This window comes from Candidatus Kryptobacter tengchongensis, assembly GCF_001458555.1.
Classification (GTDB): domain Bacteria; phylum Bacteroidota; class Ignavibacteria; order Kryptoniales; family Kryptoniaceae; genus Kryptonium; species Kryptonium tengchongense.
The window spans coordinates 1-24,195 of record NZ_CZVH01000098.1; the positions used below are offsets into that span (position 1 = coordinate 1).

Here is a 24,195-nt window from a genome sequence, read left to right on the forward strand (position 1 = left end):
GATTATATCCGTCAGCGACCACTTGTAAAGGGTCAAACTTATTACTATACGGTGACTGCCTATGCATACAACCCGGATCCATTGTCTCCATTTAGAGCCCTTGAAAGCACCCCGATTGTCCTTAAAGCCACCCCGCAATCTCCACCGCCTGGGTCAAGATACTTTGGAGTGGTGGGCGATACCTTAGAAGTTATACATAAGGGTAAAAGTGATGGCGAAGTGGTCGCCATACTTGTTGATCCATCTATCACAACAGGACATACTTATCAAGTAAGATTTGATAATGAAGGGAATTGGTATATCGTTGATGTTAATGAAAATAAGGTAAAAGCAACCGGGACAAATCAATCTGGGGGTGAAGCTTATCCGGTAGTTGATGGTATTTTTGTAAAAGTAATGGGTCCACCTCTTGCTGGGAAAGAATGGGTTGCAGAGCCATCTGCAAATAGATGGTTCACAGGAAATTCAGCAAATGGTGGTGAGCTGTTATTTGGTGCTGTATTTTTGGGTCCAAACTTCACTGGAAGTAGCTTGGCACCAGGTGATTTTAAATCAGTTGAAATTAGATTTTCTGCAAAAACTGGATATACAGATGCAAATAATAATGGGAAATATGACCTTGGAGAACCTTATACAGTTGATCCAGCAAAATCACAAAAAGCATTTATGTATCAAACATGGAATAATGGTGCATATGAAGGGTTCTTTGATGTTCCTTTCCAAGTTTTTGATATTGAAAATCCGAACTCACCTCGGCAGTTAAATGTCGTCGTTCGTGATAGAAATGCAAATAGACAATGGGATATCTCAGATGCGAATGATGCAATTACGCCATATGAATATATATGGATTTTAGATAGTGATTATGATCCTACTGGAAAAGCATGGGATCCAACACAAGGAAGAGGATTTATGACCAACGGTTCTAATCATAGCGCTTATCCAGTTTTGTGGGCTTTGTGGTTATATCAAAGGGGAACTCAAGAGCCTTACCGTGCAGATGTAACTTTAAAACTTTATCCAAATCGTGTAAATACGCCTGCTGATACATTTGTATTTGTCACACAAGCTCCAACAGTTGGTGATGTTCAACTTGCCCGTCAAGATGTTGAAAAAATTAACGCTTTTCCGAACCCATATTATGGATTTAATTTAATGGAAACCGATAGGTTGTTAAAGTATATAACTTTCAACCATTTGCCGAAGAAAGCAACGATAAGGATATTCAACCTTGCTGGTGTTCTTGTGAAGACGATTTATAAAGATGATGATTCGCAATTTGCGAGGTGGAATTTAAGAAATGAGCACAATCTTCCTGTTGCAAGTGGTATTTACATTGTCCATATTGACATGCCGGATATTGGAAAGACGAAAATTTTAAAGCTCATGATCGTTCAAGAAGAGGAGATAATTCCAACTTATTAAAATTTAACACCGCCCCTTTCGTTAGGGGCGGTTATTTAAAAATAAAAAAACGGAGTTTGAACCATGAGAAAAATTTATTTAATAATTGTTTTGCTAATTTCGGGGCAGTGGTTATTTGCGCAATCAAAGGCTGGAACATCCGCTGCGCCTGAGCTTACTATTCCAGTTGGAGCAAGGTATACAGCTATGGCTGGTGCATCTGGAGTCCTTGCAGAAGGTGTTGAAGCAATAACTTGGAATCCGGGTGGGGTTGATTGGATCGTCGGAAATGGTCAGGCGATGTTTTCTCACCGACGTTATATTGCAGATATCGGAATTAATTATCTTGCTTTGGTCGGAAAATTTGGGTTTGGTTCGGTTGGTCTATCGTTAAGAACATTTGATTTTGGAGATATTCCTATTACGACTGAATTTCAACCTGACGGAACAGGTGAGGTTATAAGCCCGAACTTTTTTGTTGCGAGTTTGACTTACTCAAAAAGATTATCCGATCGTGTTTCTGTTGGTGTAAATTTCAACCTTGTAAATGAAAGTTTTGGAAGGGTTAGCGCAACTGGTTTTGCGTTTGATGCTGGAATTCAATACCGAAATATGTTGAATATTTCTGGACTTTCACTTGGTGTTGTTGTTAAGAATATAGGACCAACGATGAAATATGGCGGTTCAGGATTGTGGGTTAGGGCAGTGGTTCCAGGCTCGGAAAGAGGAGTCACATTTTATAAAGTTGAAGCGGCTTCATTCCCAATGCCAACTTCATTTGAAATTGGACTTGGATACAATTATACGATAGGTGAAGTTAACAATTTATCTCTCACTGGATTATATCAAGCAAATAACTTTTACGCTATAGATGCTTATAAGTTCGGATTTGAGTATTCATTTAAAAATATTTTCTTCCTCAGAGCGGGCTATAATTATAGCAAGTCAGGTGAATTAACTTCAATTTGGCATCATTATACACTTGGCGCTGGGGTTAATACGGAAAGTTTGATTGGATTAAAGGTATCGTTTGATTATGCTTATGTCCCGGTGACATATTTTAGTGCAAATCATGTATTCAATTTGAAAGTTGGATTTTAGACAATGCAGGGGGCGGGTTTTAGCCCGCCCTTTTTCGTTTAACTCTCCCCATATCCCCCCTACAAGATTTTTATTTCTCATTCCTCATTTTTTAAATTTTTGTAAATTTTAAAACAAATTTTTCTCTAATATGCCTGAAAAATTTGATATAGCAATAATTGGTGGTGGTCCAGGAGGTTATGTTGCTGCCATAAGAGCATCTCAACTTGGTTTTAAAACTGCTTTAATTGAAAAAGATCGTGTTGGGGGGATCTGCCTTAACTGGGGATGTATTCCAACGAAGGCTTTGCTAAAATCGGCTGAACTTTTCAATCTTGTAAAAAGGGCAAGTGAGTTTGGGCTAAAAGTTGAAAACTTGGGCTTTGATTTCAAAAAGATAATTCAAAGAAGCAGACAGGTTGCGGAAAAATTCAGCTCCTTTTGTTAATCTTTCCGCAACCTGATTAACAAAAGGAGTTGAATTTTTGCTCAGAAAAAACAATGTAACGAAAATTTCCGGTCACGGTTTTGTCTTAAAACCTGGTCTTGTAGGTGTAAAAAATGAAAAAGATGAAATAGAAATTCAAGCAAGTAATATAATCATTGCAACGGGTGCAAGGCCAAGAGAATTACATGGAATTAATATAGATGGTAAAGTTATCATCACAAGTAAAGAGGCAATGCTTCTTGAGAAACCACCAAGATCAATGATAATCATCGGGGCTGGGGCAATTGGCGTTGAATTTGCCTATTTCTACAATTCTTTTGGAACGAAGATAACATTGTTGGAGATGATGTCTTCAATTCTGCCAAATGAAGATAGGGAAATAACAGATATACTTGCTAAATCATTTCAAAAGTCGGGTATTGATATTTTAACTGGGACGAAAGTTGTTGAGGCAAAAGCGGTTGATGGTCAAGCGCAGGTGAAAATTCAAAATGAAAACGGTGAGAAAACTTTAAAAGCAGATCTTGCTCTTGTTGCAATTGGAGTTCGTGGAAATTCTGATGATCTCGGGCTTGAAAATATCGGCGTTGAAGTTGAAAATTCTTTTATCAAAGTTGATAAAAAAACTTACAAGACAAATGTTGATGGTATATATGCAATTGGTGATGTTATTGGACCACCACTGCTTGCACATGTAGCGTCCGCTGAGGGAATTAGATGTGTTGAGAATATAGCTGGGGTTGAAACTTTGCCAATTGATTATTATGGAATTCCAAACTGCACATATTGTATTCCGCAAGTTGCAAGCATTGGATTGACCGAGGAAAAAGCCATTGAACTTGGTTATGAGATCAAGGTTGGGCGTTTTCCTTTCAGAGCAAATGGGAAAGCACTTGCGCTTGGTGAGACGGAAGGGATGGTTAAGGTCATTTTTGATGCAAAATATGGTGAATTGCTTGGTGCACATATCGTAGGTCCTGAGGCAACGGAATTAATCGCTGAATTTGGGGTTGCTAAAACTCTTGAAAGCACGGCTTTTGAAATAGCTAAAACAATTCATGCACACCCAACTTTATCTGAAACATTGATGGAAGCTTCGGCTGATTCGTTAAAAGAAGCGATACATATTTAAAACAAAATTAAATTCGCTGTGAAATTATGCCAATTTTACAGTTGATAGCAAAAATTGTGAAAATTTTACGCTCACAGGGGACCCCAGGACAAGTTGCTGCTGGTTTTGCGTTTGGAATGTGTCTTGGGCTTATACCATGGAATACTTTGCATAGCATCTTGATCTGGATAATCGTTATAGTTGTTAATGTGAACTTTGGCGCTGTTTTCCTTGGAATAGCTGTTTTTGGAGCAGTCGCATATATATTTGATCCGTTTTTCCATTCTTTCGGTTACTGGATTCTCGTAGATGTTGAATCATTGCGAAGTTTATGGACATCGCTTTACCAGTCTCCTGTGATTCCTTTTACGAGATTTTACAACACCGTTGTAATGGGAAGCACGGTTATATCTTTCTTGTTATTTTTTCCCGTTTATTTTGGAAGTAAATGGTTAGTTAAAAATTACCGTGAAAAAGTTGATCCCCATATCCAAAAATTGGGGTTGATTAAAGCTATAAAGGCTTCAAAAATCTATCAGCTCTATCAAAAAATTAAATTTTGGAGTGAGGTAGTATGAAATACATAAGAAAATCTGGGGTTATATTTATTGGAGTGGTTATAATTATTGTCGTCTTGCTTAACATCTTACTTACAGATAGATGGCTTGAAAGTCAACTTGAAAAAGCAGGTTCAAATATTGTAGGTGCAAAAGTTGAAATTGATGACCTTGATGTTTCCTTGTTGAATCTAATGATAAAGTGGAGAAGAATTCAAATAACGCATCCCGAGCATACGATGAAGAACATGATTGAGACAGGTCCCGTTGAATTTAAACTTTCTCTTCCAGCTTTGTTAAAGCGGAAGATAGTTATAGAAAATATGCAAATTTTAAACATCAAAACTTTCACCGATAGAAAAACAGATGGACGCCTGCCCGATAGAATTAAGAAAGTAACAAAAAAAGAACCAAGTTTTTTTGAAAAACAATTTACGGCTCTGTTGGATGAGCTAAAAAAAGCCCCCGCTTTTGAATTGGTTTCCGAAGTCAAAGATCTCAAGCCAAAGGATATAATAGATAAAATTCAATTCAACACCCCTGCGAAGATAGATTCGGTTAAGAATTTAATTGAAGGTAAAATTCAAAAGTATAAATCTAACTTTGAAAATCTACAAACTGATATAAATAAACTCAAGGAGATAGAGGCGAATTTTAGAAGTATAAACCCATCATCTATAAAGACAGTAAGCGACCTTAAAGCAACTTATGATCTTGTGAATGGAAGCATAAAACAAATAAATGAAATAAAATCTAAATATGAAGCAAAGGTTAATGAGATTAAACAGTTGCCAAATGAGGTAAATGCGATCAAACTTGAAATTCAAGAGCAAATAAAAAGTGATATTCAAAAAGTAAAAGATTACGCAAAACTTCCAGACATAAAAAATCTTAATTTTGTTAAATACCTCATCGGTCCTAAACTTTTCTCGTATTACTTGACATATGAAAGGTATTCAAATGCTGTTGAAGGATATATTGAAAAGATGCAAGCCTTGAAACCTGAGAAAGAAAAAAGACCTCCGAGGTTGAAAGGTCAGGATATTCATTTCGTAAAGGAGAGAGCGTTGCCTGGGTTTTGGTTAAAAAAATGTGTTTTATCTGGCGAGACAAATGCAGGCTTTAAAATTAAAGGGGAAATCACCAATGTAAGCAATCAACCTAAAATTGTGGGAGAGCCAATTCGTGTTATGCTTATTGGAGATAGACCTGACAAAGCAAGTTTGAGGCTTAAAGCTGAACTTTATTTCTTGGGTGAAGTTTCAAAGCAAACTTTGGATTTTGAACTTGTAAATTTACCGATCGCAGATTTCAATTTTGAGCATTCGGTTAAATATCTACCGGTTAAGGTTGAAAACTCTGTAGGTGATGTTGTGGTAAGACTTTCAAGACAGGGCAAGGAATTAGCCTCTGAATTTAAGTTTGTCCTTTATAATCCACATTTCGTATTTCCAGCTTTTAATCCAGCAAACATATATGAGCAAAAGTTTTCAAGTTTAGTTAAAAATACTTTTAGTGCTGTGAAAAGTTTTGATGCGGATGTTTCTTTAGGCATTGTCAATGGTCAATTAAGTATGAGTTTAAATTCAAGTCTGGACAAACAGTTAAGTAGTGGTTTTAGGGAGGCGGTTGGGAAGGAAATTGAGCAATTGAAAAACGAAGCGGAATCAATGGCACGAGCTAAACTTGAGGAGATAAGAAGGGAATTTGAGTTGAAAATTGATGAGAAGATAAAGGAGTTAACAAATAAAGCGGATGAATATAAAAATATCGTGACTTTAGTTGAAAATCTGAGGGAGCAAAAGTTAAAGGAACTTGATCAAGAAATAAAAAAGCGTGGGACGAAAATTCTTGAGAACATACTAAGAAAATAATTCACTCTAAAAGGGCTAACTTCACAATTCTATCAACTAATTCAGGAAATTCAATACCAGCGGCTTTCGCTGCTTTTGGAACTAAACTTGTCCCGGTCATCCCCGGGAGTGTGTTGATTTCAAGGCAGAAGGTTTCGCCTTTATCGGTTACCCTGAAATCAACCCTTGCAAATCCTTTGCAACCAACTGATTCAAATGCAATTAATGCTTGTTCTTGAAGTTTTTTTGTCCATTCCTCAGGGATTTCTGCTGGAACAATGTATTCGGTTGCTCCCTTTGTATATTTGTGATAATAGTCGTAGATCCCTCCCTTGGGTATTATTTCAATGACTGGCAAAGCCATATTTCCAAGTATTCCAACTGTTAACTCTTTGCCTTCTATAAAATCCTCAACGAGAGCTATATCGGAATACTTAAAAGCAAGTTCAAGAGCTGGCTCAATTTCCTCAGGACAATGGACAACGCTTAATCCGACGGTTGAGCCCTGATCGTTTGGCTTAACAACACAGGGATAAGAAAATGATTTTTCTATTTTTCTGCGAATTTCGTTCAGGTCAATTTTGTTCTTTTTTATTGTAAACCAGTCTGGAGTTTGAACTCCGTTATGTTTAAAAACTATTTTTGATATATTTTTGTCTATACCAATTGCGCTTGCGAGAACACCCGAGCCAGTATATTTTTTCCCACGAAGTTCAAGGAGTGCTTGAACCGTTCCGTCTTCTCCCCATTTACCATGCAAAATTATGAACACAACATCAATATCATCAAGTAAATGTGAATTTATGCACTCTATTACATTTTTGTTTGAATATCTTGCGAGCTCTTCCTCAGTTGGTGGGGTTTCTCTTATTGCGCTTATAAAAAGTTCATCTTCATTTTCTGGTTGATTTATTCCGAGAGCTGGGTCAATAGGTTTAACGATGTAACCAGCTTCTCTCAATCCCTGAGTTACATACTTCCCTGAAACTATTGAAACATCTCTTTCAGGGGATGTGCCACCGAGCAATACAGCAACTTTGATCTTCTCCATAGAGATTAAATTTTGATTTGTTTTCCATAACTTTTCAAACTTATCTCAGATAATTTCTTTACATCATCAAGCGTTAAAGTTTTCTCACCGCCAAGAACCTTTGCAAGTAAGACTATCATAGCGTAGTGCTCAAGTTTTTCCATCTTGAAATAAGCATCTTTTAAATTTTTCCCAAGTGTAACAGCCCCGTGATTTTGAAGAAGAAAAGCATCGCAATTTTTCACAAAAGGTTGAACTGACAAAGCAACTTCATCGGTTGAAGGAGTTGCATATTTCGCAAGCGGAATTTTGCCAAGATTTACTATCACCTCTGGAAGAACAAATTCCTCAAGAGAAAGCCCAGCAGTTGCAAACGCAGTCGCAAAAGGTGGATGCGCATGCACTATCGCATTTATATCTTCTCTTTGACTGTAAATGAAAAGATGCAACTTTATCTCTGTTGATGGCTTGTAAATCCCATATGTCAAATTTCCATCGGGATCAATTTCTACTATTTGTGATCTTTTCAAATCGCCTTTATTTACCGCAGTTGGAGTGCAAAGTATATTTCCATTTCCAAGTCGTGCTGATATATTACCGTCCATCGCTGAGATGAACCCCTTTTCGTAAATTAGATGTGCAATTTCTACAATTTCAGAAATTAATTTTTCCTTTTCAAGGAGAAATTTTTTATCTCTCATCTTGCGTTTCTGATTTTGATTGTTTAATCATCAAGATGCGAAGGATCAAACGAAGGAAGAAAATTGCAAATGCAACTACAAGAGCATGGATATAATATTCAGGTGGAATAGTTTTGGTCAGCATTCCGATAAGAAGCAAAATTAAAATCGCCAAACTTATGTAGGTTATCAAATTGAAAGTTTTGCTTGAAATTTTCATTTTTACCTCACTTTGTTTTAATGATGGAAGCGTTTTCATTTTTTTCTCAAATTTAATTAAATTAAAAACAATAAAAAACAAAGAAGCATTGAAACTTGGAGAACGATCTTAAGCTTCAATACTGGGAAGAATTTAATCAGTTGATGAAAAGGCGCATTGAAGAGATGGAGGAACTTAAGAAGCTTGGAATTAACCTATATCCCTATGAATTTCCCGTGAATTCTTACTCTGAGGAAATCTTGAAAAATTTTAGAGATGAAGACCCACCGATGAATGTTTCCATAGCTGGAAGAATTATGTCAATCAGAAGAATGGGGAAAGCTACATTTTCACATATTCAGGATTCAAAAGGGAAAATTCAAATTTATTTCAAAAAAGATATCCTCGGTGATAAATACGATATTTTGAAATTGCTTGATATAGGTGATATAATTGGTGTTAGAGGTGAGGTATTCAGGACGAGAACTGGGGAGGTAACTGTAAAAGTTGAAGATTATCAAATTCTTGCGAAGGCGATACGACCTTTGCCCGTGGTTAAAGAGAAGATTGATGAACAAGGTAACAGAATTGTTTATGACCCATTTACAGATAAGGAAATGAGATATAGGCAAAGATATGTTGATTTGATAGTAAATCCAGATGTAAGACAGGTTTTCATAAAGCGAGCAAAGATAATAAGCACAATTCGTGAGATTCTTGATTCTTATGGTTTCATTGAAGTTGAAACCCCAATTCTACAGCCCGTTTATGGTGGTGCAACCGCAAGACCTTTTGTAACCCATCATAATGCGCTTGATATGGATCTTTATTTGAGAATTGCGGATGAACTTTATTTAAAAAGATTGATAGTTGGGGGATTTGATGGCGTTTATGAGATCGGAAAAGATTTTAGGAATGAGGGGATGGACAGGATGCATAATCCTGAGTTTACAATGCTTGAACTTTATGTGGCTTATAAAGATTACAATTGGATGATGGAGTTTACGGAAAATTTAATTTATAATGTGAATTTGCGTGTCAATGGAACAGCTAAGATAAAGTTTGGTGACAATGAAATTGATTTGACTCCACCTTGGAAGAGAATTCCGATGTTTGAACTTCTCAAACAATATACGGGCGAAAATCTTGAGGGAAAATCTGAAGAGGAACTTCGTGTAATTGCTAAGAGGCTTAATGTTGATGTCTCGTCAAAAATCGGGGTTGGGAAAATAATTGATGAAATTTTCTCGGAGCTTGTTCAGCCAAATTTAATTCAGCCAACTTTTGTAATTGATTATCCCGTGGAGATGTCCCCGCTTGCCAAGAGGCATAGAAATAACCCAAGACTTGTTGAAAGGTTTGAGGTTATAATCTGCGGGATGGAGGTGTGCAACGCTTTTAGTGAGTTGAATGACCCAATAGATCAGCGAATGAGGTTTGAAGAGCAAGCAAGGCTTCGGGCTCAAGGTGATGAAGAAGCGATGACTATAGATGAAGATTTTATCAGAGCGCTTGAATATGGTATGCCACCAACTGCAGGGCTTGGAATTGGAATTGACCGACTTGTGATGATTTTAACAAATCAAAGGACAATTCGTGATGTAATCCTTTTCCCGCACATGAGACCTGAAAAGTAATGAAAACAAAAGATTAACATTTTAAAGTGAAAAAAATCAATCTTGTTCTTGGAATCCACAATCACCAACCTGTTGGTAATTTTGATTTTGTTTTTGAGCACGCATATAAGGTTGCTTATAAGCCGTTCATTGAAATCCTTGCAAAGCATCCTAAAATTAAACTTGCACAGCATTATACAGGTGTTTTGTTTGATTGGATTTTGAAAAATCATCCCGAGTTTTTAAATGATTTGAAAGTTCTCGTGGATAATGGACAAATTGAACTGATAACGGGTGGATTTTATGAACCAATCCTTGCCATAATTCCAGACCAAGACAAACTTGATCAGATAAAGAAATTGAGCGATTTTATTGTTGAAAATTTCGGAAGAAAACCTGTTGGGATGTGGCTTGCTGAAAGGGTATGGGAACAGCATATTGTTAAGTTCATCGCAATGGCTGGGGTTAAATATGTTATAATTGATGATACACATTTTCGGTATGCTGGCTTAACTGGGGAACAACTTCTGGGATACTACATTACGGAAGAACAAGGCTACACCGTCAATATCTTTCCCATAAGCAAAATGTTGAGATACACAATCCCATTTCAACCTGTTGAAAAAACGATTGATTACTTAAGGGAAATTGCAACTGAAAATGGGGATAGAGTTGTTGTTTACGCTGATGATGGGGAAAAATTTGGTGTATGGCCAAATACATACAAGCATGTCTATGAAGATGGATGGCTTGAGGAGTTTTTCACTGCGCTTGAGGAAAATAGCGATTGGATTAACATACTTCATTTTTCAGAAGTTATTGAGAAGATAAAACCAACTGGAAGAATTTATCTGCCGAATGCTTCGTATGCTGAAATGATGCACTGGGCCTTGCCCGCTGATGCTTATCTTGATTATGAGAAACTTGAAGAGCATTTGAAAGAAGAGGGAATGTATGAACAATATTCAAGATTTTTCAGAGGTGGATTCTGGAGAAATTTCCTTGTAAAGTATCCCGAGGCGAATAACCTTCATAAAAAAATGTTAAGAGTTTCCGATAGAGCAAGAAAACTTCAATCAAAGGGCAAAGATGTCAACATTGCCCTTAATAAAATATGGTCTGCCCAATGTAATGACCCATATTGGCATGGAATTTTTGGAGGATTATATCTTACAAATCTAAGATCAACTGCGTATAGGAATTTGATCAGTGCTGAGAATGAACTTGACAAAGTTGAAGGAAAAAAGTTGATTCGCTATGAACTTACGGATTTTGATAAAGATGGGAAAGAAGAATTGATAATTGAATCGCCGAATTTCAATATTTACATAGATCCAAATTACGGGGGGCAAATTTTTGAGTTTGATTTTAAGCCTGTTGAATTTAATATAGCTGATGTGATGACGAGAAGAAAAGAGGGTTATCATGAAAAATTGCTTCGCCTTGCAAATGAAAAGAATAATCCTAATAATCAAGGCGTCGCAAGCATACATGATATGTTACTTGCAAAAGAAGAAGGGTTGGAAAAATTCTTGCACTACGATTGGTATAAAAGGGGTAGCTTGATTGACCATTTCCTTGGCGAAGGGACAACCCTTGAAAATTTTTACCAGTGTAAATATCCAGAACAGGGCGATTTTGTTGATCAACCTTATGTGGTTAATGTTAATTTCAAAAGAAACTTACTTGAGGTTATACTCTCAAGGGATGGAAATGTTTGGATTGATAACCAGAGGAAAAAGATTCGGGTTGAAAAGAAGATCACAATCAATAAAAATTCAAGTGACCTTTTTATAGAGTATAAACTTGAAAATCTTGAAGACGAAATGCTTGACCTGTGGTTTGGGGTTGAATTTGCGTATAATTTTCTTGCGCCAGATTCAAGTGATAGATACTTTTATTTTATTGGATACGAGCTTGAAGATAAAAGATTAAAGAGCATGGGGATAGTTGATGATGTTGTTTCGTTTGGGATAGTGGATGAGTGGCTTGGGCTTGATATGAATTTTTATCTGAGCAAGTTCGCTAATGTGTGGAGATTTCCGCTTGAATCAATTTCGCTTTCTGAAGCTGGTTTTGAGAGAGTCTATCAGGGTTCTGTTATGCTACTTAACTGGAACATCAAGTTGAGCAAGGAATGGAATGTTCAGATTCATAAATCTTTTAGATTATTAAAAAAGTAAAAATCTGGTGAAGTTTTGCAGTGGAAAATTTTTAAAATTTCCCTGCTTATAATTTTTTCTTGTGGTGTTATGTTCTCGTTTTCAAATTTTTCTGCCGTTTTGGATTCAAATTCGCAAGTTGTCCAGAAGAAAGTTAATTATACAAGGCTTGCGTTTGTTGGGGTTGGAACAGCAGGAACAATGGCTGTTATCCATGTTTATCAACAGCATGCATGGTGGAGCGGTCAGAGAAGATCTTTTCATATTGTAAATGATTGGGACTATGCGCTTAACATTGATAAAATTGGGCATTTCTACGGCGCAACATTGATCTCAAGTTTGTTTTCCAGGTCGCTTCAATGGGCTGGTGTGGATAAAAAGAAAGCGATGATATATGGTGGGATACTTGGTTCTTTATTTGGACTTTATGTTGAGTTTGAAGATGGTTTTGCAACTGATTGGGGATTTAGCCCAGGTGATGCGAGTGCAAATATTCTTGGTTCATGGTATCCAGTTGCTCAATATTATGTCCCATTTTTGAGGAATTTTAATTTTAAATGGAGTTATATTCCAACAACGCAACTTAAAACTGGCAAAAAGAAAATTTTCATTGATGACCATGAAGGTCAAGTTATGTGGCTTTCAATATCTGTAAATAATTTTTTTGCCTGAAAAAATTGAAAAGGTTTACCCTGATTTTCTTAACATCGCTGTTGGTTATGGTGTAAGGGAACTTGATGGGCTTGGCGGAGGCAAAAGGGAATTTTACATAGCCCTTGATTATAACCTTGAAAAATTGCCAGGGGATGGATGGCTTTGGAATTTGATAAAGAAAAATTTGAATTATATTCATCTCCCTGCACCTGCCATAAGATTAACACCTAAATTTGCTGTGTTCGGATTTTTCTTCTCAAAGAGGATTTAAAAAATGCTATTAAAGGAAGTTTTATCTGGAATCTTAATTGGTGTTTTATCTGGATTTTTTGGGCTTGGTGGCAGTAGCGTTGCAACCCCGATTTTGAAATCATTTGCTGGCGTCAACCCAATTTTTGCGCTTGCAACTCCATTATTGACCGTGATACCATCTTCGCTTTCAGCATCTGTGATTTATTACAGGAAGAATTTAATAAATTTTGATGTTGCAAAGTTGACAATTCTTTCAGGGTTGCCTTTTGTTATCATCGGGGCTTATTTAACGAAGTTTGTCAGTGGTGAATTTCTCATGCTTGCAACTGCTGTTTTTGTTTTATTTGTTGGATTAAGTTTTTTGAAAAGGAAAAATTTATTTGGTAGTGGTGGAAAGAATGATAAAAATTTGAGGTTAAAGTTAATTTCCTTAAGCCCTCTGATAGGTTTGGTTTCCGGATTTCTCGCAAATGGTGGGGGAGTTATGCTTGTTCCGATGTATGTTAAAATTTTAAAAATGGACATAAAGAATGCTTTTGGGACTTCTTTTTTCGTGATATCATTTTTCGCTGTCCCAGGGGCTGTAACTCACTTTATGCTCGGGCATATTGATTTGAAACTTTTTTTAATCCTTGCGTTTACTGCAATTCCGTTTGCGAGCCTTTCAGCAAAGATCGCTATAAAATTGAAAAGTGAACGGCTTGAATTCGCTTATGGAGTTTTCCTCGTTGTTTTCGCAATTTATTTCTTCATCAGGGAATTTCAAAGTTTATTATAAAAAAACTAATTGCAAAAAATTTGGGTTTCTGTATGTTAAAAATTTTAATTTTTCTTTGTCTGATTATTTCCAAGATTTTTCCACAAGAAAATCTCGGTGCAAGAGCTTTTGCCTTAAAAAGTTATGTTATCCCAAATGATGTGTGGGCAATTTTTTATAATCCTGCTGGATTGGCTGATTTGAAGATCAGGGAGATTTCTTTTTCATATATTCCCGCTCAATTTGGATTGAAAGAGCTTTCCAAGAAGGGTTTTGTATTTTGCGAAACATCTTTACCTGTTAAGGTCGGTGTTGGAGCTGAAATTTTTGGTTTTGAACTTTACAAAGAAGGTGTTGTTAAATTTTCGGTTGCCCGAGATTTTGAGCTTTTCAATCTTGGGTTAAACTTAAACTATAATTTTGCCTCAATCAAGGGATATGGAAATGCTGGGGCGTTCAGCGCTGACCTTGGATTCATATCAAAATCTGTTAAGTTTTTTAAATTTGGTTTCGTTCTAAAAAATTTAATTGCTGGGAAAATTGGAAGAGCGAAAGAGAAACTATCAAAGGAGATTGAACTCGGGGTCGCTTTGTTGCCTTATGATAATTTAATGGTTTCAACAAGCATTTATAAAGAAACTGGCTTTAAAGAAAGTTTAAAATATGGGGTTGAGTATGAATTCGCAAATCTTTTCGCTTTAAGATTTGGGTTTTCAAATTATCCTACGCAATATTCTGGTGGGGCTGGGATAAAATTTACAAAATTTCAATTTGATTACGGGGTTAATAACCACCAATTGCTCGGTTTAACACATCAGGTAACATTAACCGCAAAATTGGGTTGGAAAAAATGAAAAAACTTGTGTTAATTTTTCTGATTATTGTTGCCTTTGCGAAGTCGCAGGATGTAGAAGTTGATACGCTGAAAAATCTTGAGGAGGAAATACTTGAGAATCTTGAAGTTGACGCACAAATTGATGAGATAACCGAACAATTTGAGTTTATAAGGATAGAACTTAACAAAGCAGATATAGACGATCTCACTGAACTTCCATTTATAAGCAGAGAGGTTGCAAATAAGATAATTGAGTATCGCGAAAAAATCGGGGGATTTAAAGCAAGAGAACAAGTTTTTGATATCCCGGAGGTTGATGAAGGTGTGAAATTATTTCTCTATAGAAATGGATACCTTCAGAAACCAAAGTTAAGTTTTCAACTTCGCACAAGGGTATTGAATAAAAATAATATCAAAAACTTCGGGGAAAATTTTGATGAAAATTTCAAAACATACCAGCTCGGTCGCTTTGCGATTTCAAATTTTTCAGGTGGGTATATAATTGAAAAAGATTATGGTGAAAGGAAGATAAATGATTTGACAAACCTTTTCGTTGAATATAGAGGTTCGGGAATTTTGAGAAAATTTATCGTGGGGAATTATATTTTACAGTTTGGGCAGGGAATTTTGATGTGGAGACCTGTGTCACTTGGGAAGGGTTCTGACGCAATTTTGCCTGCGGTTAGAAGTTTTGAAAATTATTCTTCTGGATATATTTCAACTGATGAAGTTAAACCGATGTTTGGTGGAGTTGTGAATTTAAAATTTAAAAATTTTGAATCGGTGTTGTTTTATTCAAAAACAAATTTAGCATCATCTGTTGATTCATTGGATAGGGTGAGATATATTGATTTTTCGGGAGTAAATACGGGGGCGAGGGTTTCTCTGTTAAGAAATTTAATAGGTGGAATTGTAAGTTTTAGATGGAGAAATTTTTCATTCGGGATTTTAAATTTTTATGAAAAGTTAAATCGTGATTTTTCGCCGTCAATTTCAAGACCTTTTCAAAGGGAAAGTTTTTACAGTGGATTTGAATTTGATTTGTATTTTAGAAATTTAAATCTATTCGGTGAGATTGGCTCAAAGAAACTTTTACATTTCAGCTATGTTACTGGTTTAACGATGGGATTTGGCGATTTGAACTTTGTTTTTCACTTTAGAAAGTTAAACCCAAATTTTATATCAATCAATGGGAATGTTTTCTCAGAAAGATATGGGGAGGCGTGGAACGAAGAGGGATTTTATTCTGGCGTTAAGTTTAAAATTTGGAAAATGAGATTTTCGGGATATTGGGATATTTTTAAATTTCCGAGGTTTGATTTGAACGATGTGAAAAATGGGGATGATCGCAGGATTGAAATAAGTTTTGCTGTTTCAAGAAATGTTAATTTTAAATTTATGTTTCGCCAAAAGGTGACGGTTGAAGGTATCAAAAACATTGATGAGTTTGGGAGGACATTTTGGGGTGAAGGAGTTGAAAGCAGAAGAAACATAAGATTTGAGTTGGAAAATAAATTTAAAAAAATTTCTTTCAGAAGTAGAGTTGAGGTAGTGCGGAGAAATTTGAATGGGGTTGAGAAAGGAATATTGATTTATCAGGGGGTGAAATGTGAGATCTTGAACAATTTAAAAATTTATGGTCGTATTGCATTTTTCAGGACTGATTCATACTGGTCAAGAATTTACGTTTATGAAGATGATATTGATGGGGTTGTCTCGTTGATCCCGTTTTATGGCAATGGTTTGAGATGGTATTTGGTTGTGAAATATAAATTTGGCAAGTTGCTTTCGCTTCAGATAAAATATGGTGAAAGTTTATTCATAGATAGGGAAGTTGTGCGAAATAATTTGGGAATTCAGGTTGAGTTAAAAATTTAGTTTTCGGGTTCGCCGTAAAGCTCAATTTCAACAAGTTCGCTGATTATGTGTCCAATTGTTATATGTCCTTCCTGAATTCTTTGTGTGTTGTTTGATGGAACAATTATCGCTATATCGCAGAGGTCTTTCATTTTTCCACCATCACGTCCGAGGAAACCAATCACCGTCATTCCTTTTTCCTTTGCTGTTTTCATAGCACGGATGACATTTTCAGAATTTCCACTTGTGCTTATTCCTATCAAAACATCACCTTCATTTCCGAGGGCTTCAACTGTCCTGGCAAATGTATTTTCAAATCCTATATCGTTTCCACCTGCGGTAAGGTTTGAAGTATCAGTTGTAATTGCGATTGCTGGAAGTCCAGGGCGTTTTATTCTCGGATTTAATCTGATGACGAATTCAGTTGCTATATGTTGTGAATCAGCTGCGCTTCCACCATTCCCGCAAAGGAGTAATTTTTTGCCGTTTCGGAATGCATTTGAAATTATTTCAACTGTTTTTAAAATTTGTTCTGTACAATGTGAAAAAATTTTCTTCTTCACATCTGCGCTTTCAAGAAGTGATTGCTCTATGAATTTTATCTTGTCCATTTGCTTTTACTTTTTGTTTTGGTGAATTGCGTTCACAAATTCTGAAATTAAACTTTTTGCATTTTTCCCTGATATGTTCTCAAGTATATTTCCGGTGACGATGATATCTGCACCTGCTTTAACTTTTTCCAAAGCTATTTCTGGATCTCTTATCCCGCCTCCAACAATTAAAGGAATTTTAACGAAAGATTTTATTTTTTGTATTATCTCAATTGGCACTGAATTATCCGCACCGCTTCCGGCTTCAAGGTAGATAAGTTTCATCCCAAAGTATTGCGCAGTTAGTGAATAAGCGATTGCAATGTCAGGCTTATCTCGTGGAATAGGTTTGCTCTGACTTACGAAGATAGCTGAGGTCATTTTTCCTGATTCAATCAGAAGATAAGCTGTTGAAATTGCTTCAATTTTATATTTGAAAATTATTGGGGAAGCTAATGTTTGTTGTCCAACTATATATTCAGTGTTTGTGCTTGTTAAAACAGACAAAAACAAAACAGCATCGGCGTATTTTGAAAGTTGATAAATACTTCCGGGGAAGATTATAACTGGTTTATTCGTATTTTTTTTGACGATTTTAACGCATTTATTAAAATTTTCAGAAAGGAGCAAGCTACTTCCAACAAAAAAGCCATCAACTCCGCAATCTGTGGCTATGCGAATAAATTTAGAAAGGTTTTGGTTTTGTTTATCGGGGTCAATTAAGATAAAATAGAGGGAACCTTTGCGATTGAGCTCATCAAGTATATAACTATAAACTTTCCCCAATGGCTCGCGCAAGGTTCCCCCAGAATTTAAATTTTTATTTTCCAAACCTCGCCTCTAATTTATTGTGTCAAGATTAGTTCTTTTACGATTTTCACGAAGTTTCTCAATGCCTCGTCAAGTTTTGAAATGTCCTTGCCACCGGCGGTTGCGATGTTTGGTCTTCCACCGCCTCCACCACCTGTAATTTTCGCAACTCTGCGAACTATCTCTCCAGCATCTAACTTCTTCTCTTTAACAAGGTCATCGGTTACAACGCACACAAAGTTGATCCTATTCTCCAAAACATTTACAAGTAAACCAACTCCACTTTCAATTTTACTTCTTAGAATATCTGCATATTGTTTCATCTCGTCCATATCTTTTGGAGCCAATTCCCAATTTGAAACATTTATAGCGATAACTTTAAATCCATTTATTCTTACCACATCTGATGATTTTAAAGTTTTTTCAATTTCATCGCCTGCAAGTTTCAGCTTCAATCTTGAAAGTTCTTTCTCAAGATTTTGTTTTTCCTCAACGATTGATTCAATTTTTTCATTAAGTCTTTCTATTTCCTCTTCTTTTTCTTTTAGATATTTTTCAAGTGCTTTCCCGGTGATTGCTTCAATTCTCCTTACTCCGCTTGCAATGCTACCTTCATAGATGATTTTGAAATATCCGGTTTCAATTGTCCTGTCAAGGTGTGTTCCGCCACAGAGCTCATAGCTAAAGTCTCCAATTTTTACAGTTCTAACGATATCTCCATATTTATCACCGAAGAAAGCAAGGGCTCCTTCTTCAAGTGCTTGCTTAAGCGGTTTATATTCTTTGATAAGTTCAATGTCTTCAAATATAACATCGTTTACAAGGTGTTCAATGATCTCAATTTCTTCTTTCCCAAGTTTTTTGGGATGTGTGAAGTCAAACCTCAATCTATCTGGAGCAACAAGTGAGCCTGCTTGCTGAACATGAGTGCCGAGGATTTTTCTTAACGCTGAATGTAAAAGATGAGTAGCGGAATGATTCTTCATTATAGATTTTCTTCTATCAACATCAATTTTTGCGATGAATTTGCCACCACTTTTGATGTAGGATTCAAGTTCTCTTGCAAGTTTGCTGTCTTTTTTGATCTTCGGAATAAAGTGAATTATAAGGTCATCCACTCGCTGTGTATCAATGATTTCAATTTCGCCCCCGGGGTAGATCAATTTGCCAGTGTCTCCCACTTGACCTCCAGATTCAGGATAAAATATAGTCTTTTTAGAGAATACCAGCTGGTCAATGTGCTCATCGTCGCTTGAGAGAAGGATAACTTTATTTGATTCATCATTGACTTCAAATTCATATTCTTTCAGGTCAGGATTGAACTCTGTTTTTATAACATCGCCTTTTCTGAGCAGTGCTTCAACTTTTTCAGCAATGCTTACCTTACCCTCTGTGAAAATTTTCTTCGTTGCTTCTCTTGATCTTTCTCTTTGCTCTTCCATTAATCTTTCAAATTCCTTAAGGTCAACAGAAAAGCCTCTTTCTTGTGCCATCAAGTTTGTGAGGTCAACAGGGAAACCATATGTATCATAAAGCTTAAAAACAACCTCACCGGGTAAAATTTTAAAGCCTTTCTTTTCAAGTTTTGAGATTTCATTTTCAAATATCTCAATTCCTCTATCAAGTGTTTGATTAAAGTTCTCTTCTTCGGATTTGATCACATCCTTTACATATTCCTTTTTGGGTTCAATTTCTGGGTATGCCTCACCCATTATCTCAACGACTTTGTCAACAAGTTTATAGATAAATGGCTCGTGCATATCAAGATTTCTTGCGTATCGTGAGGCTCGCCTCAAAATTCTGCGAAGGACATAGCCTCTCCCTTCGTTTGAGGGAACAGCTCCATCTGTGATTGCGAAGGTAAGCATCCTCACATGGTCTGCGATTACTCGCATTGCAATTTGATATTTATCACCAACGTATTCTTTGCCTGAAAGTTTTGAGATCTCCTCTATCAATGGTTGGAAGAGGTCTGTGTCGTAGTTTGAATTTTTACCCTGCAAGACCGCAACTATTCTTTCAAGTCCCATCCCTGTATCAACATGCTTTGCTGGAAGCAGTTCAAGTTCGCCTCTTTCGTTGCGATTGAACTGAATGAAAACAAGGTTCCATAATTCTCTAAACCTAAGGCAACCGTCAACATTTACTCCACACTTATGATTTTTATCGCACACACCTTCACCAAGGTCAATGTGAATTTCAGAACAAGGTCCACACGGACCCGTGTCTCCCATTTCCCAGAAGTTTGATTTTTCATCAAATCTCAGAATCCTATCGTGTGATATATCTGTAACTTTTTTCCATATTTCCTCTGCTTCATCATCATCTTTGAAGACTGTGGCATATAGTCTGTTCCTTGGGATTCCCCATTCTTTTGTCAAAAGTTCCCATGCCCATTCAATCGCCTCTTTTTTATAATAATCTCCAAATGACCAGTTTCCAAGCATTTCAAAAAATGTATGGTGATATGTATCCTTTCCAACTTCTTCAAGGTCGTTATGTTTTCCGCTGACACGAATGCATTTTTGATAGTTCACCGCTCTTTTATATGGTCTCGTTCCAGTTCCGAGAAATATATCTTTAAACTGGTTCATTCCAGCGTTTGTAAAAAGCAATGTTGGATCATCAGAGGGTATAACAGGTGAGCTTGGAACGAATGTATGTCCTCTTTCCTCAAAGAATTTAACAAAAAATGTTCTTATGTCTTTTGCTTTCATGTTCTATTGTGAAGAATTTGTTTTCTTTTTTAAAAATCTAATAAAAGGATGGATTTCTTGCAAATTCGGATGGGTAAATTAGGGCTCTACCAAAAATAATGATTAAGCGAAAAGGGCGTTTTTCTGGTTTTAGAAAACAAATTTTAAAAGAATCATCGCCCCTATAATTAGCAATGTGCAAAAGATTATTATCGCAGGGTAACCTTTGAGTGATTGAATGGACTCATTTACTGAATTTACAGCCGATATGATATCCTGCTTTTGAGTTTTCAATTCCTTGGAGATTTCGGCTTTTAAAATGCCAAGATTTTCAGTAATGTCTTTTTTGAACGATTTACTTATGTTGAGGATTTCAGCAGTTAAAACGGTAACTTTTTCAAGGAGATTGCCCATGTTATTTTGCACTTCATACTGGGATGTTGCGACTTCATCAAAAACATTTTTTATCTCTTTGAGTTGAACATCAATTGATTTCAAATTTTCATCCAAGTTTGCAGGCGAGGTGAGCGTAAGAGAACTTGTGTTAATAGCGATGTCTTCGGAGATCTTCTTCAATAAGTTAAGATTATTTTGAACTTCTTGCGAAAAAACTTTCAAAAACTCAACATCTGGAATCTCAGGAACTATAAATTCCCTGCTAAATTCTTGTGATGTTTTGAGTTCCTCTATTTTATTTTTGATCTCGGAAAGTATCTGGGAGAAATCAATTTGTGGAAGAGCTGGTTCGCTTGATTGAACATTTTGATAGATGTTTTTGATCTCAACTATATCTTGGTTTATTGAGTGTAGAAGTTGAGAAATTTCATTTTTGAATTCGGTCAATCCGACGATATCAGTATTCCCATTTATCTCAAGCGAATTTATTTTTTCAAAAAATGATTCCTTCATTGACTCAACAATGGACAAAACTTTTGAATCAACATTATCAATTGTGGATTTGATTATTTCAGATATTTGTTTGTTAATTTCATTGCTGATGTTGGTGTAGAAGTTTTGGACCAATTGAAGGTTTGTTTCAATTGCAGAGAGTTTATTTTTAAATTCATTTAATTCGCCCATCATTGGTGACAGGAGGTATGGGATGAGGTCGGCATTATTTTCAAAAAATGTTCTAAGATCGTTTTTGGATAGAAATTCGTAAAAATCTTTGCGATATCTTTCAAACTCTGAGATCAGCGATGTATTTAACTCAGTAAATTGTTGATTTATTTCCACAAGTTTTTGTGTGAAGAAGTTGTTGATTTCAAGAACTTTATAGCTAAGATTCGTAATTCGCGTGATGAACTCAGAGTTTAGAATTCTGAATTGTTCTTTAAGTGCTTCAAGCTCGGTTTTTAAGTTGAGTTTTTCCTCAAGGTAGTTAAATTTTGACTCCTTAAGTTGAAGAAGTTTAGCTTCAATTTCCCTTTCAAGAGCTTCAAGTCGGTCAGCAAGAAACCTCTGTAGCTGGTCATAAGTGACATAATTGTTAGTTGGGCGTAATTCCTCTAATGGCATTTTTTACCTCCGCTATGTTTTCTCTTACCTTATTATAATAAATTATTTAACAAATGTCAAGTCAGAGTGATTTCTCTGGGGCTTTGGTCAGGGTTGCAAAATTGCCTTTTTTTGGTTAAATTTTTGATGAAATTACAATGAATATTGAAAATCATGGCTGTTAAAGTTAACAACATATGTTTTGCCTATGAGCGAGAAATCGTTCTTAGAAATATAAGTTTTGAAGTTGAGGAGGGAGAGTTTGTAAGCTTAATCGGTCCTAATGGTTCGGGGAAAACGACACTTCTTAAAATTTTAATGCGTCTTCTCATTCCGAAGAAGGGGGAAGTTATGATTTTCAGTCGGAACATAAATTCATATTCATTGAACGAGTTGGCTAAGATAATTGGCTTTGTTCCGCAGGATAATTTCTTTCCTTTTCCGTATACTGTGCTGGAAGTTGTCTTGATGGGGAGAACTCCGCATCTTCGGGGAATTGGGTTTGAAAAAAAGGAAGATCTTAAAGTAGCGTTTGAAGTAATGGAGTTAACGAATATAAAGGATCTTGCGGATAAACCGGTTACTTCTTTATCTCTTGGGGAAAGGCAGATGGTTTTGATAGCACGGGCGCTTGCACAACAGCCAAAAGTTATCTTGCTTGATGAGCCAAATGCACATCTTGATATCTCGCATCAGATTGAGATATTCTCACTTTTAAAAATACTTGTAAAAGAAAGAAATATAACAGTTATTTCTGTCTCTCACGATTTAAATCTTGTTTCTTTATACAGCGATAAGATCATACTTTTGTCAAAGGGAGAAATCTTTGCTGTTGGCAAACCCGATGTTGTATTAACTGAGCAAAACATTAAAAATGCTTATGGGACAGATGTTTTTATTGATGTGAATCCAATAACTGGAAAGCCAAGGGTTAACCTTATGCCCGACAAAATCGGGCAATTTGTTGATAAATTCAAAAACCAAAAAGGAGCAGAAATATGAATATCTTTGAACTTATTCAAAAGCAGGGGCACGAGCAAGTTGTGTTTTGCTATGATGATTCAACTGGATTGAAAGCGATAATAGCAATTCATAACACAGTTCTTGGACCTGCGCTTGGTGGGGTTAGGATGTGGAAATATGAAAAAGAGGAAGATGCACTTTTTGATGTTCTCAGGCTTTCAAAGGCAATGACTTATAAAGCAGCGGTTGCTGGACTTAACCTTGGGGGCGGGAAAGCGGTTATAATTGGCGATCCGCAAACCCAAAGAAGCGAAGCACTTTTTAGAGCGTTTGGAAGATTTGTTCAAAGTTTGGGAGGAAGATATATAACTGCGGAAGATGTTGGAACAGATGAAAAAGTTATGGAATGGATTTATTCTGAAACAAAATATGTCACAGGTATCCCTGAATCACTTGGTGGGAGCGGAAACCCAGCCCCAGTTACAGCTTATGGAGTTTATGTTGGGATTAAAGCATGTGTTAAAGAAGTTTTCGGAAATGAATCACTTGCTGGTAAAAAAGTCGCAATTCAAGGGGCTGGACAAGTTGGAAGATTTTTATGTCAGCATCTTGCAAAAGATGGCGCAAAAATTTATATAACCGACATCATACCCGAGAAAGTTAAACAATGCGTTGGTGAGTATAAAGCTGAGTTTGTTGAACCTGATAAAATCTACGATATTGATGCAGATATTTTTGCGCCGTGCGCTCTTGGCGGTATAATAAATGATGATACAATCCCACGATTCAAGTTTAAAATAATTGCAGGTGGCGCCAATAATCAGTTGCTTGATGAAGATAAGCATGATAGAATGCTTATGGAGAAAGGGATTCTTTATGCCCCAGATTATGTAATAAATGCTGGTGGTTTAATTAATGTCGGAAGAGAGGTTGAAGGCTATAATAAGGAGCATGCAATGAAAAAAGCAGAAGGAATTTATGATACTTTGATGAAAGTTTTTGAAGTATCAAAGAGGGAAAATATCCCAACGCATGTCGCCTCGGCAAGAATAGCTGAGGAAAGGATTATGAGCGCTTTGAAAATTAAGAAAATCTCGCTTGACACAACGAAAGCATCTCTTGAAAGAAGATATCACAGATAAAA

General features: G+C 36.2%; 22 protein-coding genes. 15 read left to right on the forward strand and 7 right to left on the reverse strand.

Features of this window, described 5'->3' with window-relative positions; all coding sequences use genetic code 11:
• The 6 genes from AT685_RS07550 to AT685_RS07570 form a co-directional block, all read left to right on the forward strand.
• On the forward strand, positions 1–1,425 hold a 1,425-nt coding region (locus tag AT685_RS07550; RefSeq protein WP_143713177.1), incomplete at its 5' end, for a T9SS type A sorting domain-containing protein.
• Positions 1,426–1,488: 63 nt separating this feature from the next.
• Entirely contained in the window at positions 1,489–2,505 is a 1,017-nt protein-coding gene (locus tag AT685_RS07555; RefSeq protein WP_072152166.1) for a PorV/PorQ family protein, read from the forward strand.
• A 130-nt stretch (positions 2,506–2,635) separates the two neighbouring features.
• Positions 2,636–2,932, forward strand: coding sequence for an FAD-dependent oxidoreductase (locus AT685_RS08720; RefSeq protein ID WP_320409082.1), 297 nt, complete (start codon positions 2,636–2,638; stop codon positions 2,930–2,932).
• A 37-nt stretch (positions 2,933–2,969) separates the two neighbouring features.
• Entirely contained in the window at positions 2,970–4,064 is a 1,095-nt protein-coding gene (gene lpdA / locus AT685_RS07560) for a dihydrolipoyl dehydrogenase (RefSeq protein ID WP_320409083.1), read from the forward strand.
• A 26-nt stretch (positions 4,065–4,090) separates the two neighbouring features.
• Positions 4,091–4,621, forward strand: a complete 531-nt coding sequence (locus AT685_RS07565; protein WP_081040640.1) for a TIGR03546 family protein — start codon at positions 4,091–4,093, stop codon at positions 4,619–4,621.
• Positions 4,618–6,474 (forward strand): TIGR03545 family protein, encoded by a 1,857-nt coding sequence (locus AT685_RS07570; protein ID WP_072152167.1) that lies wholly within the window; start codon positions 4,618–4,620, stop codon positions 6,472–6,474. The genes AT685_RS07565 and AT685_RS07570 overlap by 4 nt, the downstream gene beginning before the upstream one ends.
• A 1-nt stretch (position 6,475) precedes the next feature.
• Here the strand turns inward: AT685_RS07570 and AT685_RS07575 are convergent, their stop codons facing one another.
• The 3 genes from AT685_RS07575 to AT685_RS07585 are packed head-to-tail and all read right to left on the reverse strand — an operon-like array spanning position 6,476 to position 8,422.
• Positions 6,476–7,504, reverse strand: a complete 1,029-nt coding sequence (locus AT685_RS07575; RefSeq protein WP_072152168.1) for a D-alanine--D-alanine ligase family protein — start codon at positions 7,502–7,504, stop codon at positions 6,476–6,478.
• Between the two features lie 5 nt (positions 7,505–7,509).
• Positions 7,510–8,184 (reverse strand): class II aldolase/adducin family protein, encoded by a 675-nt coding sequence (locus AT685_RS07580; RefSeq protein ID WP_072152169.1) that lies wholly within the window; start codon positions 8,182–8,184, stop codon positions 7,510–7,512.
• Positions 8,174–8,422: a hypothetical protein gene (locus tag AT685_RS07585; protein WP_143713178.1), complete on the reverse strand. Its 249-nt coding sequence runs from the start codon at positions 8,420–8,422 to the stop codon at positions 8,174–8,176. Before AT685_RS07585 ends, AT685_RS07580 begins: the two co-directional genes overlap by 11 nt.
• A 104-nt stretch (positions 8,423–8,526) precedes the next feature.
• Between AT685_RS07585 and lysS the strand changes: the two genes are divergently transcribed.
• From lysS to AT685_RS07620, 7 genes are all read left to right on the forward strand, one after another.
• Complete coding sequence (gene lysS, locus AT685_RS07590; protein ID WP_072152183.1) at positions 8,527–9,999, forward strand: lysine--tRNA ligase; 1,473 nt, start codon at positions 8,527–8,529, stop codon at positions 9,997–9,999.
• A gap of 26 nt (positions 10,000–10,025) precedes the next feature.
• Positions 10,026–12,161, forward strand: a complete 2,136-nt coding sequence (locus AT685_RS07595) for an alpha-amylase/4-alpha-glucanotransferase domain-containing protein (protein ID WP_072152171.1) — start codon at positions 10,026–10,028, stop codon at positions 12,159–12,161.
• 69 nt (positions 12,162–12,230) lie between these two features.
• Positions 12,231–12,812: a DUF2279 domain-containing protein gene (locus AT685_RS07600; RefSeq protein WP_072152172.1), complete on the forward strand. Its 582-nt coding sequence runs from the start codon at positions 12,231–12,233 to the stop codon at positions 12,810–12,812.
• A complete protein-coding gene (locus tag AT685_RS07605; RefSeq protein ID WP_072152173.1) occupies positions 12,805–13,065 on the forward strand; it encodes a hypothetical protein in 261 nt (86 codons plus the stop codon). The genes AT685_RS07600 and AT685_RS07605 overlap by 8 nt, the downstream gene beginning before the upstream one ends.
• Before the next feature lie 3 nt (positions 13,066–13,068).
• Entirely contained in the window at positions 13,069–13,824 is a 756-nt protein-coding gene (locus tag AT685_RS07610) for a sulfite exporter TauE/SafE family protein (RefSeq protein WP_072152174.1), read from the forward strand.
• A gap of 32 nt (positions 13,825–13,856) precedes the next feature.
• Positions 13,857–14,657, forward strand: coding sequence for a PorV/PorQ family protein (locus AT685_RS07615; protein ID WP_072152175.1), 801 nt, complete (start codon positions 13,857–13,859; stop codon positions 14,655–14,657).
• Positions 14,654–16,516 (forward strand): helix-hairpin-helix domain-containing protein, encoded by a 1,863-nt coding sequence (locus tag AT685_RS07620; RefSeq protein ID WP_143713180.1) that lies wholly within the window; start codon positions 14,654–14,656, stop codon positions 16,514–16,516. Before AT685_RS07615 ends, AT685_RS07620 begins: the two co-directional genes overlap by 4 nt.
• Here AT685_RS07620 and AT685_RS07625 read toward each other — a convergent pair.
• The 4 genes from AT685_RS07625 to AT685_RS07640 form a co-directional block, all read right to left on the reverse strand.
• The gene (locus tag AT685_RS07625; RefSeq protein WP_200741675.1) at positions 16,513–17,106 is read right to left on the reverse strand and encodes a D-sedoheptulose-7-phosphate isomerase; all 594 of its coding nucleotides are present in this window, start codon (positions 17,104–17,106) and stop codon (positions 16,513–16,515) included. The genes AT685_RS07620 and AT685_RS07625 overlap by 4 nt on opposite strands.
• A gap of 6 nt (positions 17,107–17,112) precedes the next feature.
• Complete coding sequence (locus tag AT685_RS07630) at positions 17,113–17,883, reverse strand: phosphoglycerol geranylgeranyltransferase (RefSeq protein WP_234696269.1); 771 nt, start codon at positions 17,881–17,883, stop codon at positions 17,113–17,115.
• 47 nt (positions 17,884–17,930) lie between these two features.
• Positions 17,931–20,612 (reverse strand): alanine--tRNA ligase, encoded by a 2,682-nt coding sequence (gene alaS / locus AT685_RS07635; RefSeq protein ID WP_072152177.1) that lies wholly within the window; start codon positions 20,610–20,612, stop codon positions 17,931–17,933.
• A 129-nt stretch (positions 20,613–20,741) separates the two neighbouring features.
• Positions 20,742–22,109, reverse strand: a complete 1,368-nt coding sequence (locus tag AT685_RS07640; RefSeq protein WP_072152178.1) for a hypothetical protein — start codon at positions 22,107–22,109, stop codon at positions 20,742–20,744.
• 153 nt (positions 22,110–22,262) lie between these two features.
• Here AT685_RS07640 and AT685_RS07645 point away from each other — a divergent pair, with 153 nt between their 5' ends.
• A complete protein-coding gene (locus tag AT685_RS07645) occupies positions 22,263–23,090 on the forward strand; it encodes an ABC transporter ATP-binding protein (protein ID WP_081040641.1) in 828 nt (275 codons plus the stop codon).
• Positions 23,087–24,193: a Glu/Leu/Phe/Val family dehydrogenase gene (locus AT685_RS07650; RefSeq protein WP_072150263.1), complete on the forward strand. Its 1,107-nt coding sequence runs from the start codon at positions 23,087–23,089 to the stop codon at positions 24,191–24,193. Before AT685_RS07645 ends, AT685_RS07650 begins: the two co-directional genes overlap by 4 nt.
• Positions 24,194–24,195: the final 2 nt, after the last annotated feature.